Source organism: Methylomonas sp. BG-2, assembly GCF_057766305.1.
The window spans coordinates 17,203-31,278 of record NZ_JBYMAP010000014.1; the positions used below are offsets into that span (position 1 = coordinate 17,203).

General features: G+C 59.2%; 8 protein-coding genes. 5 read left to right on the forward strand and 3 right to left on the reverse strand.

The window, feature by feature from the left end; all coding sequences use genetic code 11:
* Positions 1–34: 34 nt before the first annotated feature.
* Positions 35–2,071, reverse strand: a complete 2,037-nt coding sequence (locus AC3B8H_RS02525; protein WP_488440045.1) for a TonB-dependent receptor plug domain-containing protein — start codon at positions 2,069–2,071, stop codon at positions 35–37.
* Between the two features lie 675 nt (positions 2,072–2,746).
* Between AC3B8H_RS02525 and AC3B8H_RS02530 the strand changes: the two genes are divergently transcribed.
* Positions 2,747–3,781, forward strand: a complete 1,035-nt coding sequence (locus AC3B8H_RS02530; protein ID WP_488440046.1) for an agmatine deiminase family protein — start codon at positions 2,747–2,749, stop codon at positions 3,779–3,781.
* 58 nt (positions 3,782–3,839) lie between these two features.
* Positions 3,840–4,724: a carbon-nitrogen hydrolase gene (locus tag AC3B8H_RS02535; RefSeq protein WP_488440047.1), complete on the forward strand. Its 885-nt coding sequence runs from the start codon at positions 3,840–3,842 to the stop codon at positions 4,722–4,724.
* An 85-nt stretch (positions 4,725–4,809) separates the two neighbouring features.
* On the opposite strand, the gene AC3B8H_RS02540 is transcribed toward AC3B8H_RS02535, so the two are convergent.
* Positions 4,810–6,975: an Rne/Rng family ribonuclease gene (locus AC3B8H_RS02540; protein ID WP_488440048.1), complete on the reverse strand. Its 2,166-nt coding sequence runs from the start codon at positions 6,973–6,975 to the stop codon at positions 4,810–4,812.
* A 412-nt stretch (positions 6,976–7,387) separates the two neighbouring features.
* On the opposite strand from AC3B8H_RS02540, the gene rluC reads away from it, so the two are divergent.
* The 3 genes from rluC to sppA are packed head-to-tail and all read left to right on the forward strand — an operon-like array spanning position 7,388 to position 9,959.
* Positions 7,388–8,347 carry a 23S rRNA pseudouridine(955/2504/2580) synthase RluC gene (gene rluC, locus AC3B8H_RS02545; protein ID WP_488440049.1) on the forward strand — a complete coding sequence of 320 codons (960 nt, stop codon included), beginning with the start codon at positions 7,388–7,390 and terminating at the stop codon, positions 8,345–8,347.
* On the forward strand, positions 8,331–8,978 hold the full coding sequence (locus AC3B8H_RS02550; protein ID WP_488440050.1) for an HAD family hydrolase: 648 nt from the start codon (positions 8,331–8,333) through the stop codon (positions 8,976–8,978). The genes rluC and AC3B8H_RS02550 overlap by 17 nt, the downstream gene beginning before the upstream one ends.
* A gap of 12 nt (positions 8,979–8,990) precedes the next feature.
* Positions 8,991–9,959 carry a signal peptide peptidase SppA gene (sppA, locus tag AC3B8H_RS02555; RefSeq protein ID WP_488440051.1) on the forward strand — a complete coding sequence of 323 codons (969 nt, stop codon included), beginning with the start codon at positions 8,991–8,993 and terminating at the stop codon, positions 9,957–9,959.
* Between the two features lie 161 nt (positions 9,960–10,120).
* Here the strand turns inward: sppA and AC3B8H_RS02560 are convergent.
* A partial coding sequence (locus tag AC3B8H_RS02560; RefSeq protein ID WP_488440052.1) for a PAS domain S-box protein occupies positions 10,121–14,076 on the reverse strand: 3,956 nt, incomplete at its 5' end.

Genomic DNA, 14,076 nt, shown 5'->3' on the forward strand with positions numbered 1-14,076 from the left:
TCGATACTCCAGTCGGGTTGAAATGCGTGAAAAATCAAAAGCGCCAGTCGATCTTGCCGTAAAGCGAGCGGGGAATTTCCATCGCGGAGCCGGGTAACGAGATCGCCGACGAGTCGTGGTACTCGGGATGGCGAGGCGAAAACAGATTTTGCGCGACAAAGGACAGCTCGAGGTCCGGCACCGGCTGATAGGCCAGGCGGGCATCGAAGGTGGTGTAGGCCGGTATGGCCTGACTGACGGAGTTCAACCGGCTGACATGCCGCAGCGTCAAATCGAGTTTCAGGTTTTCCGGTAGATCCATCTGCCAACGCAAAGAACCGTGGTGGCGGGGGGACAGGCCGGCCGTATCCGGATTGTTGGCGTCGAACGGCATTTCGATTTTGATGTGACTGTAATTGCCGGTAAAGCGCATCCAGTCCAATGCTTGCCACTCCGCCGAGAATTCGATGCCGCGGGTGGTGACTTCCCGGCTATGGTTGTACCAAATCATCGGCAGGATCAGCGGCGGCGGGGCCAGCGGGTTGACGCTACCTCTGCGAAACAGGATCAAGTCGGTGTAGTGGTTGCTGAATGCGGCAATGTCGGTGGAGAAATGTTGGGTCCACTGCGCGCGGTAACCGATTTCGGCCGCGACGACTTTTTCGGCGCGCAGGTTGGGATTGTATCGGCCAAGGACCTGGATTTGGTCGTACGGCGCCGGCAAGCCGGTTGGCGTTGCTCCCAGCGCGATATTGGCCTGAGCCTCGCCTCGGGAGGGTGTTCGGGCGGCGCGGGACACCGAGGCCCAAACCGAATGATGGGCGTTGGGCGTCCACAACAGGCGCGCGTTCGGCTGTACTTGGGTGTTGCCGAAGTGGCTTTCTTCCAGTTTGGTGCCCAGCGTCAAGCGCAACGTGTCGTCGATCAGCGTGATGTAGTCCTGCGCGAATACGCCGCCGTTGTGGTAACCCAGGTCGCTATCGATATACGAAATGGCGGCGGTATTGGTAACGGCGCTGTGAATGAAGCGATAGTTCAGGCCCCACATCAGGTCGTGGTCGGCCGCCGGATGCAAGCGGTGTTGAAAGTCGATGTCGAACATGTCCTGGGAATCGGAAAGCTCCGCCGCGTTGAATTCGATCCGGTCGTAATAGGTTTGCAATTTGAACTCGGAGCCGTCGGCCAGATTGCCTTCCCAGCGGGCCAGCAGATTGGCGCCGTTGGCGTGGTCGTCGTTGGAGAAGCGGGTGTTGTAGGGCGGCGCGATCGTAATGGGCTCGACGGTATTGCCGACGTTTTTCCGGTAGACATCGCCTTGCAGCGTGTAACGGTTGTCGTTGGAAATCCGGCCGTCGATCCGGAAGCCACCCTGAACCGAACGCCAATCGTCATGGATGCGCTCCCCGGTCGAGGTGACGAAGCTTTCCCGCTCGAAGGTTTTGGCGTAGATCCGGTAATTGCCGTCGTCGCCGAACTGGCCGCCGTGGCGATAACCGGCGAAGCCGCGTTCCTGGTTGCCGCCGCCGCCAACGAATAAATTGCCTTGGGTGTCCTTGGTTTTTTTGGTGATGATGTTGATCACCCCGTTGACGGCGTTGGCGCCCCACATCACCGCACCGGGGCCGCGAATCACTTCGATACGATCGATGTCTTCGATCAAGGTGTCTTGCAGGTTCCAGAACACCCCGGAAAACAGCGGCGTGTAAATGCTGCGCCCGTCGATCAAGACCAGCAGCTTGTTGGCGTAGCGACCGTTGAAACCGCGCGCGGTGATGGCCCAGGCGCTGGAGTCGATGCGCGCCACGTCGATGCCGGGAGCCATGCGCAGTGCTTCGGGAATGCTGGTCGCGCCGGAACGGCGTATATCTTCCTGGCTGATAATGAAGGCGGCCGCGGCGGTATCGGACAGGGTCTCGGATTTGCGGGATGCCGACGAAACCTCCATTTGCATCAGTTCGGTGATCGAAAAATCTTCCAGATTGGGCGGCGGTTCGGCCGCCTGGGGCGACGGTAGCCGCGCGAACGCCGCGAGGACGAAAAATTGGCCAACCACGTGGCGGGCGGTCAGAGGAAACCGGCGATTGGACGGCATGGTCATTTCCGTTGTTGTTATTTTTGGCCTGACCAGTGCGGCTGGTCGTTTCGGCGATTGTGGTTGGCGTTTGCGCTGATAACAGGTTCGCGTACCGCAACAAGTATGACGAGAATTTCCAAAAATCAATCTTTTAGCCGGAAATCATTGGAAATGTCGCGAACTCGACGGGGGCCGCGCCGGCAAAAGCACGTGATTGTCCCGGCCTCGGCGGCGGTTCTTAAATTACGCCGTATCTGATGCGTTCTGATGGAGATTGCGGAAAAAAGTGGCGCAAAAACAAGCGAAAGTTTTGGTTTTTGGAAAATAGAAGTTCAGAATAGAGGCTAGAATATATCTGGACTTGGCCGAGTCGTCGTGCGGCATTTCACGTTCGTCGATCCTAAGGAGGCGTTATGCAAGAATCGGCGTTGGTAAAGCTTGAAATAGAGTCGTGCGAAATGGCGCTTGGCGAGCAAGCCGCGCGGGCGCGCTCGTTTGCGGAAGCCGCCAGTTTGGCGATTGCGTCCGCTTATCCCCGCGACCTGTGTTCCTCGCCGGCCTGGCCGGGCTGTCTGGGCAGTTCCGGGTCACCGGTACCGGATTATCTTCCCTCGGATAAGTCTTATCCGGTTAGCATTGATACAATAAGCCATACCTATACTATCAATCGCTACCATATCCAGGGAGTATTTCATGATTCGCTTTCCAGCAGAATGGGAGCCGCAATCGGCCGTCATCATCGCCTGGCCGCACGCTAGCGGCGACTTTCGCAATTTGTCTTCGGTCGAGGACAGCTACCACTTCATCGCCTCGACGATCAGCGCCTATCAGCCGCTGATCGTCGTTTGCAAGAACGGCGAGCATCAAGAACACATCCAGGCGCAATTCAAAACGGCCAACGCCAATTTGCATTTCGTGAAGGCCGACTACAACGATATTTGGGTGCGAGACACCGTGTTCATCGCGCTGGAATGGCAGCATCCCAAAGCCAGTTTGCAACTGGCGAATTTCCGCTTTAACGGCTGGGGCAACAAGTACCCGCACGGCGCCGACGACGCGTTGAATCTGGCACTGTTTGCTCACCCGATCTTCAAGGGCTTTCCGACCGCGACGGTCGATCTGGTGCTGGAAGGCGGTAGCGTCGAGTCGGACGGCCAGGGTACCGTGATGACGACTAAGAATTGCTTGTTCAATCCCAATCGCAATCCGGACCTGAGCGAAGCGGCGATTGCCGGGCAGGTGCAAAACTACTTGGGGGCCAAGCGCATTTTGTGGGTCGAGCAAAGCCATCTGGCCGGCGACGACACCGATGCCCACATCGACACGCTGGCGCGCTTTTGCGATCCGGATACCATCGCTTACACCAGTTGCGACGACAGCGAAGACCCGCACCACGCCAGCCTGAAAAACATGGAAGCGCAATTGCAAGTCTTTCGCACCGAAGCCGGCGAACCGTATAAATTGGTGGCGTTGCCGTTGCCCAAACCGATTTACGACGAGGACGGCCAACGCTTGCCGGCCAATTACGCCAATTTTCTATTGATTAACGGCGCGGTGTTGGTGCCGGTCTACGACGATGCGATGGATGCGGTGGCGCTGGAGCGCTTAACCGCTTGTTTCCCGGATCGGAAAGCCATCGCGGTGCCGTGCCGGCCGCTGGTGCACCAATATGGCAGTCTGCATTGCGCCAGCATGCAGGTGCCGGCCTTCGTTAAGCTTAACGTATAAGCTTTCGCGGCGGCCGCCGCGATTCCACCGTCCACAGTCCTTCAATTTCAAGCCCGTCATGAAAAAATCGATTATCGCCTGCGCCGTTCAGCAGCCCTGCAACCGGGGCCGAGAGACCAATCTGGCCTATTCGTTGAGCCAAATTCAGGCAGCCGCCCAACGCGGCGCAGAATTGGTGGTGTTGCCCGAACTGCATCTGGACCACTATTTCTGCCAAAGCGAGGACACGGCCTGTTTCGACCTCGCGCAGCCGATACCGGGTCCGAGTTGCGAGCCTCTGGCGGATGCCGCGCGCGCGAACCAGGTGGTCGTGGTCTCGACGATTTTCGAAAAGCGCGCGCCTGGGCTATACCACAACACCGCCGTCGTGTTCGACCAGGACGGCAGTGTCGCCGGCACGTTCCGGAAAATGCATATCCCGGACGATCCGGGCTTTTACGAGAAATTCTATTTCACGCCGGGCGATTTGGGTTTCAAGCCCATCGAGACCTCGATCGGCAAATTGGGTGTGTTGATCTGCTGGGATCAGTGGTATCCGGAAGCCGCGCGTTTGATGGCGCTGGCCGGCGCCGATCTACTGATTTACCCGACCGCGATCGGTTGGAATCCGGACGACGAGGCTGCCGAAAAGCAGCGCCAATTGCAGGCCTGGATTACCGTGCAGCGCGGACACGCGGTGGCGAACGGCTTACCGGTGATTTCCTGCAACCGGATCGGCTTCGAAGCGGCGCCGGATCAAGCGCCGGGGATTCAGTTCTGGGGCAACAGCTTCATCGCCGGGCCGCAGGGCGAATTGCTGGCGAGCGCGGACGATGTCGAGGATTGCTTGCTGTTCGCCGAACTCGATCCCAAGCGTAGCGAGGACGTGCGGCGGATTTGGCCTTTCTTGCGGGATAGGCGGATTGACGCTTACGCGGATATTTTGCGGCGTTACATCGATTGAGCGGCGGTAGATCCGATTTTATGTCGGACCCGGTCGGCTAGCGGTAACAAAACGGAGGCCCGATTTGTGTCGGGCCTCCGTTTTTTTATTCCTCGGCCGAACTTTGCGGGCGCGGTTGAGGCTCCACGCTCTCTTGAGCGCGGTTGCTGCTGCGCTCGGCGAATTCGCTGGCGTAGGAATTGGCCGGGGCGATCGCGTCGTTGCTGACGTAGCGGTTGTTAGGCGCATCGGCGGAGGATTGATCCGATTCGCCGTTGAAGTTTTGTTCGGTTTTTCTTTCGCTACCGTTGCGCGGACCGCGGCGGCGGTTGCGATTGCGGCGGCTGCGCTCCTGGCCGTTGCGGCGCGGCGCGCCTTCGCCTTCCTGTTCGCCGGACGCGGCCGGTAACGGCAGTTCCGAGGCCGGGCTGGGGGTTTGATTGGCGCTGTTGTCCGTCGCTGCTTGCGGATTCGCGCCGCCGCGACGATTATTGTTGCGGCGGCCGTTCCGGCCGGCGCCGGGGCGATCCTTGCGGACGTTGCGGTTGGGCCGGTTTCTTTCTTCGCCGGACTTGCCTTCGCCGCCGGCTTCCGGCGCTTCGGCGATTTTGTCCTTGCCGATCAAGCGTTGCCAGAAGCGCTGGATCAGGCTGGCGGAGTTCTTCTTGCTTTGTACCGGTGCCGGTGAGTCGGGCAGGAATTCCTTGATCGCCGCCTTTTCCGATTTCGGGCCGGCTTGTTTGGCGAATTCCGGAACCGTGATTTCCTCTTCCTTCAATTGCAGGTGGCTGGCCTTGTCGTCGCCTTCCACCGTTTTAATGCGCTCGATATCGTAGGCCGGCGTTTCCAGGTGTTTGCTCGGCAATACAATGATGCCGACATGCAGCCGGGCTTCGATTTCCTGAATGGCCGCGCGTTTTTCGTTGAGCAGGAAGGTGGCGCAGTCGATAGGCAGGTGGGCGATGACGCGCTCCGTGCCTTTTTTCATCGCTTCTTCCTCGATCAGGCGCAATACCGACAGCGTCACCGATTCGACGTTGCGGATCGTGCCTTGGCCTTTGCAGCGCGGGCAGGTCAGTTGGGTGGAGTCGCCCAGCGACGGCCGCAGACGTTGCCGCGACATTTCCATCAGGCCGAAGCGGGAAATACGGCCGGTCTGGATGCGGGCGCGGTCGATTTTCAGCGCGTCGCGCAGGCGGTTTTCGACTTCGCGTTGGTTTTTGTTCGACATCATGTCGATGAAATCGATCACGAACAGGCCGCCCAAGTCGCGCAAGCGCAGTTGGCGGGCAATCTCGTCGGCGGCTTCCAGGTTGGTATTCAGCGCGGTTTCCTCGATGTCGCTGCCCTTGGTGGCACGCGCCGAGTTGATGTCGATCGAGGTCAGCGCCTCGGTATGGTCGATGACGATAGAGCCGCCGGACGGCAACGACACTTCGCGCTTGTAGGCCATCTCGATCTGAGTCTCGATCTGGTAGCGGCTGAACAACGGCACGGTATCCTGATATTGCTTGGCCTTGTGCAGGTTGTGCGGCATCACTTGCTTCAGGAAGTTTTGCACCAGCTTGAAAGCGCCTTCCTGATCGATCAGGATTTCGTCGATGTCACCGCGCAAATGGTCGCGCAAGGCGCGGATGATGACGTTGCTTTCCTGAAAGATCAGGAAGGGCGCGGCTTGTTCCTGGCTGGAGCGGTCGATCGCTTCCCACAGTTGCATCAGGTAGTTCAAGTCCCACTGCAGCTCTTCGACGTTTTTATCGGAGCCGGCGGTACGGATGATTAGCCCCATGCTGTCCGGAATTTCCAGCGCCGCCATGGTTTCGCGCAATTCGCTGCGGTTATCGCCTTCGATGCGGCGGGAAATGCCGCCGGCCTTCGGATTGTTCGGCATCAGCACCAAATAAGTGCCGGCCAGACTGATGTAAGTGGTCAGCGCGGCGCCCTTGTTGCCGCGCTCCTCTTTTTCGATCTGGACGACGATTTCCTGGCCTTCCCGAATATTCGACTTCGAAGACTTGCCTTCGCCGTCGTCGCCGGTACGATATTCCGGAGCGATTTCCTTAAACGGCAAAAAGCCGTGCTTTTCGGCGCCGTAATTGACGAAAGCGGCTTCCAGGCTGGGTTCAACCCGGGTGATGATGCCTTTGTAGATATTGGATTTTTTCTGTTCTTTGGAAGGGACTTCGATGTCAAAATCATAGAGCTTTTGACCATCTACCAAGGCCACTCGCAACTCTTCGGGTTGCGTGGCGTTGATAAGCATTCTTTTCATTAAATTATCCTTATTGTTGTGTATCCCACCTAGAGTTTAAACAGGCTGGTTTGTCGCGGATAAAGGCGGCGGGTTCCCGATGCGTTACCAAGTGAGCGGCCGGACTGACTGAAAACTGCAATGAATAGTAGTAGTTATAGCAGCGAATATCGGATGGACCGAGGGTGGCGCTTGTCGTGCGGGGAATCTGTTATACCGAACTCTATGCTTTAGGATGCAAGTCGCTCATCATGGGTCGAGCGATAAAACCCGAAAATTCTTGTTATTAATAGCGAGGAAATCGGCCGCGTGGCCTGAGAATCAATTTCCATCGCTTAAGTCTATCGATAGATAAACTAGCCTAATATAGCAATCTTTACCAGAGGCAGCAATTTTAAACATGGCCGGCTTGGATGTTGCTATTATTTCCGCCATGAATCAAGTAAGCGAAACGCCGCGCCCTAGTGTGCAATGGCTGGAAGTGACCGACGCGAATAGCGAACAGCGGTTGGACAATTTTCTGATCGGGTTTTTAAAAGGCGTGCCCAAGACCCGTATTTACCGGATGGTCAGAAAGGGCGAGGTGCGGGTCAACAAGGGGCGTGTCGATGTCAGCTATAAACTGGCCATCGGCGACATCGTGCGGATTCCGCCGGTTAGGGTGGCCGAAGCCACCGCCGAGGCCATCGTGCAGCCGGCCTTGAAATTCAGCCTGGAAAACCAAATTCTTTACGAGGATGACGGCTTCATTGTGCTGAACAAGCCATCCGGTTTCGCCGTTCACGGCGGTAGCGGCGTCAGCAGCGGCATCATCGAGGCGCTGCGGCAAATCCGTCCGCAACAGAAGTTTCTGGAACTGGTGCACCGACTGGATAAGGAAACCTCGGGCTGCTTGTTGATTGCCAAGAAGCGTTCGGCGCTGCGGGTCTTGCACGAGATGTTTCGCGGCGATGGCATCCAAAAGACTTATTTGGCGCTACTGGCCGGGCAATTCAAACGAAAAACTCAGCGCGTTGATGTGCCGCTGCTAAAGAACGTCGCGCAAGGCGGCGAACGCATGGTGGTTGTCAGCCAGGCCGGCAAACCGGCCGAGACGATGTTCACCCGCTTGAAGGCGTTTCGGGAAGCAACGCTGGTGCAGGCGGCTCCCAAGACCGGCCGGACCCATCAAATTCGGGTGCACGCCGCATGGCTCGGGCATCCCATCGTCGGCGACGACCGCTACGGCCAGGACGACGTCAACAAGGCTTTCAAGCAACGCGGCTATAAGCGCTTGTTCTTGCACGCCGAGCAATTGCGTTTCGCTCACCCGCTGACCGGTGCGCCGCTGCATTTCAACGCGCCGCTGCCGGTGGAGTTACAAACCTTGCTCGATCATGAACAAACGCTTTGATCTGATTATTTTCGATTGGGACGGCACCTTGGCCGACTCGGTGGACTGGATCGTGCACTGCATTCGCCAGGCCGCGGCCCGCCAGGATTGTCCGGTGCCGGAACCTCAAGCGGTCAAGGACATCATAGGCCTCAGTATCGAAAATGCGGTGGCTACGTTGTTTCCAGGGATGGACGAAGAGACCGGCCGGCGTTTGGCGGGCGATTACGCTCAAGCGTTCTTTTCCAGGGAAATGAGTCGGAACGACTTGTTTCCCGGCGTGCCGGAGATGCTGGCGCGTTTTCGGGACGCCGGCTACCGCTTGGCGGTGGCTACCGGCAAAAAAAGCAGCGGGTTGCGGGAAGTGATCGCCGGTACCGGTCTGGCCGACAGCTTTTGCACGACCCGCAGCGCCGATCAGACCGCATCCAAGCCGAATCCGCTGATGATCGACGAAATCGTCGCCGAGTTGGGGGTGGCCAAGGATAGAACCTTGATGGTCGGCGACTCGGTGCACGATTTGCAGATGGCGTTAAATGCCGGCGTCGCTTCGGTGGCAGTGACTTGCGGCGCGCATCCGGCCGAGACGCTAAAACGCTATTCGCCGCTGTACTGTTTGAATTATCCGACCGAGTTGCTCGGTCTACTTTAAGGAGGTAAGTCCTTGGACACGCAAAATCAAAATCAGGAACCGGAAGGCCGGGATGGCGGCTGGGAACGGCAGACGCTGGAGAAACTGGCGTTCGCCGCGATTAACGAACAGAAGGTTGCGCGGCGCTGGGGCATCTTTTTCAAGGCCTTGACCTTTGTCTATTTGTCGGCGGTCTTGGTGGTGGCGACCTATCCCAGTTTCGAGGAAAAAATCAGTTCCGATCGCCAGCATGCGGCGGTCGTCGATATCGTTGGGGTGATTGCCGACGGCGAGGCCAGTTCGGCGAGCGTGGTCATCGAAGGCTTGCAGAACGCGGCCGAAGACAAAAATACCAAGGGCGTTATCTTGAACGTCAATTCGCCGGGCGGTACCCCGGTGCAAGCCGGGTACATTTACGACGAGATTCGCCGGATCAAGGCCGAGCATCCAGATTTGCCGATTTACGCGGTGGTCGGCGATGTCTGCGCGTCGGGTGGCTACTATATTGCCGCCGCCGCCGACAAGATCTTCGTCAATCAAGCCAGCATCATCGGCTCGATAGGCGTCATCATGAACAACTTCGGCTTCACCAACGTGCTGGATCGCTTGGGGATAGAACGGCGGACCTTGACCGCCGGCGAGCACAAAGCCTTGCTCGATCCGTTTTCGCCGGCCAACAGCCAGGAAACCAAGCACATGCAATCGATGCTGGACCAGGTTCACCAGCAATTTATCGACGCGGTCCGCAAGGGGCGCGGCGACCGGCTGAAGGAGACGCCGGACATGTTTTCCGGCTTGGTCTGGACCGGCGCCGAAGGCGTCAGACTGGGTTTGGCGGACGATTTCGGCAATGTCGATTCGGTTGCCCGCGACGAGCTCGATACCGAGCACACGCTAAACTTCACACCGCAAGAACGCTTTCTGGACCGCTTGGCCGGCCAGATGGGCGCTTACTTCGGCCATTCGATAGCCAGCAGTCTGGGTTTGGGGCGGATGCACTGACCGGTTCTCGCCGGGCGATGGCGAACTGCCACCGGGTGGGCGCCAGAACCAGTCGCGGGGCATAGTAAAGCAGGGCGCCCCAGGGTCGGCTTCATGGTTGGCCGGTGTCTCGGGCGCGGGTTTGCGCCAAGTACGCTCTGCTGGATTATCGTGATCGCGACTCAGCTCGGAGGGCGCGGAGCTTGGTCGAAGCCTTCCAGCAGCGTCAGCGCCGTATCGTAATCGAAGTTTTCAATCGCGCGCAGCAGCGGCAAGGCCTGGTCGCCGAGCGCGGTTCGCAGCGCCGGGCGATGCTCCAACGCCAGTTCGTTGGCTTGAATATCGCCGGAAGTTAACAGCGACCGCAAGCGGGGGATTAACTCGGCGGCCGGAACGGGTGCTCCGGCCGTCTCGATGGCCGGTGGTGGTAACCGGGTGTCGGCTTCGGTAACGAAGCGCTGCAGCGCCGCGTTCAAACTTTCGATGAGTCCAGCTAAGACCTCGGCCGGTTCGCGGGCTCTGGCCGCGCGCAACAAGTCGGCCGCCGGGTCGGCGATTCCGGTTAGCGCCAGCGATCCGGCGCTGCCCTTCAATAAGTGGGCGAGGTCGGCGATCTTGGCGACTTCGTCGCTCGCCAGCCAGGCCAGCAACGCCGAGGGATCGGCACGGTGGTTGTCGGCGAACAAACGCAGCAGTCGCCGGTATTTTTCCAAATTCCCATGCAACAGCGCGAGGCCGCGTTGCCAGTCGAGGCCGGTCAGTGCCGCCAAGTCGGCGGCCGCTTCAGGGCTGGTCTCGGCGGTTGGCGGCATCGGCGCGCGCAGCCAGAGCGACAGGGTTGCGTAAAGCGTGTCGGGTTCGACCGGTTTGGCGATGAAATCGTTCATGCCTGCGGCGAGGCAGGTGTGACGATCTTCATTGAACGCGTTGGCGGTCATGGCGACGATGGGTACCGTGCGGCCCTTGTCGCTGGCGCGGATCATGCGGGTCGCTTCCAGGCCGTTCATTTTCGGCATTTGCATGTCCATCAAGATTAGATCGTATTCGGCGGCCGCGAATTTTGCGACAACCGCTTCGCCATCTTCCGCGCTGTCGACGCTCAGTCCGGCGGCGCGCAATAAGTCCTCGGCGACTTCGCGGTTGATGGCGTTGTCCTCGGCCAGCAAAACTCGGGCGTCGACTCGGCTGAGGTTGTTGCGGGCTTGCTCGCCATTCAGTTTTTTGGTTTCAGGCTCATGAAGGCCGCGTCCTAGGTTCAGCCAGGCCGTAAACCAAAACCGGCTGCCCAGGCCCGGCCGGCTATCGACGCCGACATCGCCACCCATCAATTCAGCCAGGCGGCGGGTAATGGTGAGTCCCAGACCGGTGCCGCCGAAGCGGCGCGTGGTCGAGGCGTCCGCCTGCTCGAACGCGTCGAATAGCTTGCCGGGATTGGTGCTGTCGATGCCGATGCCGGTGTCTTCGACTTCAAAACGTAACAAAACCCGGTCAAGGTCGGTCTTCAACAGCCGACAACGCAACGTGACGTGGCCCGTCTCGGTAAATTTGACGGCATTCCCGGCATAGTTCAGCAGGGCTTGGCGCAGCCGGGTCGGATCGCCGGACAGCGACGCCGGCACGGGATCGCATTCGATGTAAACGGCCAAACCCTTGGTTTTCGCCTTGTCGTAAATCAACGAATAGACGTGGTCGAGCAGCGCGTGTGCCGAAAACTCGGTTTGTTCCAGCGTCATTCGGCCGGATTCGACCTTGGACAGATCGAGAATGTCGTTAACAATATTCAACAGATGGTCGGCGGCGGCGTTGATCTTGGTTAAGCGCTCCGATTGGCTTGGTGTCGGTTCGGCGGCCTGCAACAAGTGGGTCAAGCCGAGAATGGCGTTCATCGGCGTCCGGATTTCGTGGCTCATATTGGCCAAGAACGCGGTTTTGGCGCGGTTGGCGGCTTCGGCGGCCAGACGTGCTCGCTCGCGTTCGCGTTCCAGGTTTTTTTGGGACGAGATGTCCCTGGAAAATCCGACCGTGCCCAGCACCCGGCCGTCGGCATCGATGACCGGGGCTCGACTGGTTTCGTGGATCGTGCCGGGTTGCCAGGGCAAATATTCTTCTATCGTTTGCCGGGCGCGCGTTTCGATGGCGCGTTGTTCCATGTGTGAATTCCGTTCGGCGATCTCGGGCGGGTAAAGTTCGGCGTCCGTTTTGCCGAGAATGTCGTCGATCGTCATGCCGCTGAAGTCGGCCAACGCGCGATTGGCGGCCAGGATATGCCCATCAATGTCTTTCAACCAGGCCAGTTGCGGTATGTTGTCGATCAGCGCTTGCAGGTAGTTGCCGGTTCGCTGTAATTCGGCGGTGCGCTCCTCGACCAGTTCTTCCAGGTTGCGGCGGTGGCGATCCAGTTCCTCCGACAGGCGTTTTTTGTCGCTGATGTCTTCCTTGATCGCCAGATAATGGCTGATCTGGCCGTTACTGCCGCGAATCGGGCTAATGCTGGCGAGTTCGACGTATTCGCTGCCGTCCTTGCGGGTATTGACGAATTCGCCCTGCCAGCAGAGCCCCTGATTCAGTGCGTGCCACAGTTCGCCAAAAACCGCCGGCGGCGTCTTGCCGGACTGCAGAATCTTGGGGTTTTTGCCGAGGACTTCCGAGCGTTCGAAGCCGGTCGCCTGCACGAAGGCTTGGTTGACGTATTCGATGTTGGCGTTGAGGTCGGTAATGACGATGCTTTCCGGGCTTTGTTCGACGGCCTGGGACAACTTGATCAATTGCAATTCGGCGTTTTTCCGCTCGGTGATGTCTTGTAGCGTGCCGTCGATACGCGTACCGTCCCGGACCGGGCGACCGGTTATTCGCAACCATTGACGGCCGGCATCGACGGCGGCGACGGCCAGTTCCAGATCGAAGTCGATGGCGCGGCGGTGGGCGTCGTCGAGGGAGCGGAGTAGGGTGGCGCGGTCGTCCGGCTCCAGCCGAGCCGACAGCATTTCCAGACTCGGCTCGGCGTTGCTTGCCAATGCCAGTATGTCGGTAACCTCGTCGGTCCAGGTCAACGCGCCGGAATCCGGCGCATAGCGCCAGCCGCCAATTTTTGCCATTGCGCCCAGCGTGCGTAGCAAGGTTTCTTTTTCGTCGAGAGTCGATTGGGTTTGCAAGCGCTCGGTCAAGTCTTCGCCGGAACTGAGCAGGCCCGTAATCTGGCCGTCGGAGTCGGTCAACAGGCTGTGGTGCCAGCGTATCGTCCGGGTTTCGCCGGTTTTGGTCAGTATCGGATATTCATCGTCCAGGTCGGTATCTTGCGCGCCGGTCAATAAACGCCGAAAGCGCGGGTAAAGGTCGCGCAGGCCCTGCGGTTGCGGGACGCAGTCCAAAAACCACTCGCGGCCGGCCAGATCGGTGCCGGCATGGCCGAGCAGCGCGCAGCCGGCCCGGTTAATCATCTTGACGCGGCCTTCCGGATCCAGTGCCAGCATCAAGGTTTGCACCGTATCCAAATAGCGTTGGTTGCGGTCGTGCGCCTGGCGGAGTTCGTCCTGGCTGCGTTTCAGTTCGGTGACGTCCCTGGCGATGCCGAACAGGCCGACGATTCGGCCGTCGTCGGCCAGCAGTGGGCCCTTGGTCGTCATGAACGTCGCTTCGCCGTTATGGGTGGGCAGGCGTTCGGTAACCGTGATCCGCTGTCCGTCGTCGAGAATTGAGCGGTCATTGGCTTTAAGCTCGGCGATCCGGTCCGCCGGAAAAATCGACGAGTCGTCGCGGCCGATCACTTCCGCCGCGCTTTTGCCGGTAATGCGCTCCGCCGCGCGGTTGAAGAGCAGGTAGCGGCCTTGGCGATCCTTGGCAAAGATGGCGTCGCTGGAGCCGTTGGCGATTGCGTCCAGCAATTGCAGCGAGCGCAACTTGGCTTCGCGCTCGCGCTCGGCGGCGCGGCGGCCGCTTTGATCCGAGAACGTCAGCACCGCGCCTAGGCATTCTCCGTGGGTGCCGCGAATCGGTGCGCAACAGAGCCGGATTGGTCGGTCCCCGCCGTTTGGACTGAGTAGCAACCAGTCGCCGTTGTCGGCTACGGCGCTACTACCGGTCAACATCGGCGTTAAGTCCAGCGCGTTCCGGCCTGACTCGGCGACGATGGTCATGATCG

Bases quoted from the DNA above. Each gene is read 5' to 3' on its own strand.
- rluC (WP_488440049.1), top strand. From the start codon at position 7,388: ATGAATCAAGTAAGCGAAACGCCGCGCCCTAGTGTGCAATGGCTGGAA.
- AC3B8H_RS02530 (WP_488440046.1), top strand. From the start codon at position 2,747: ATGATTCGCTTTCCAGCAGAATGGGAGCCGCAATCGGCCGTCATCATC.
- AC3B8H_RS02535 (WP_488440047.1), top strand. From the start codon at position 3,840: ATGAAAAAATCGATTATCGCCTGCGCCGTTCAGCAGCCCTGCAACCGG.
- AC3B8H_RS02550 (WP_488440050.1), top strand. From the start codon at position 8,331: ATGAACAAACGCTTTGATCTGATTATTTTCGATTGGGACGGCACCTTG.
- AC3B8H_RS02540 (WP_488440048.1), bottom strand. From the start codon at position 6,975: ATGAAAAGAATGCTTATCAACGCCACGCAACCCGAAGAGTTGCGAGTG.
- AC3B8H_RS02525 (WP_488440045.1), bottom strand. From the start codon at position 2,071: ATGCCGTCCAATCGCCGGTTTCCTCTGACCGCCCGCCACGTGGTTGGC.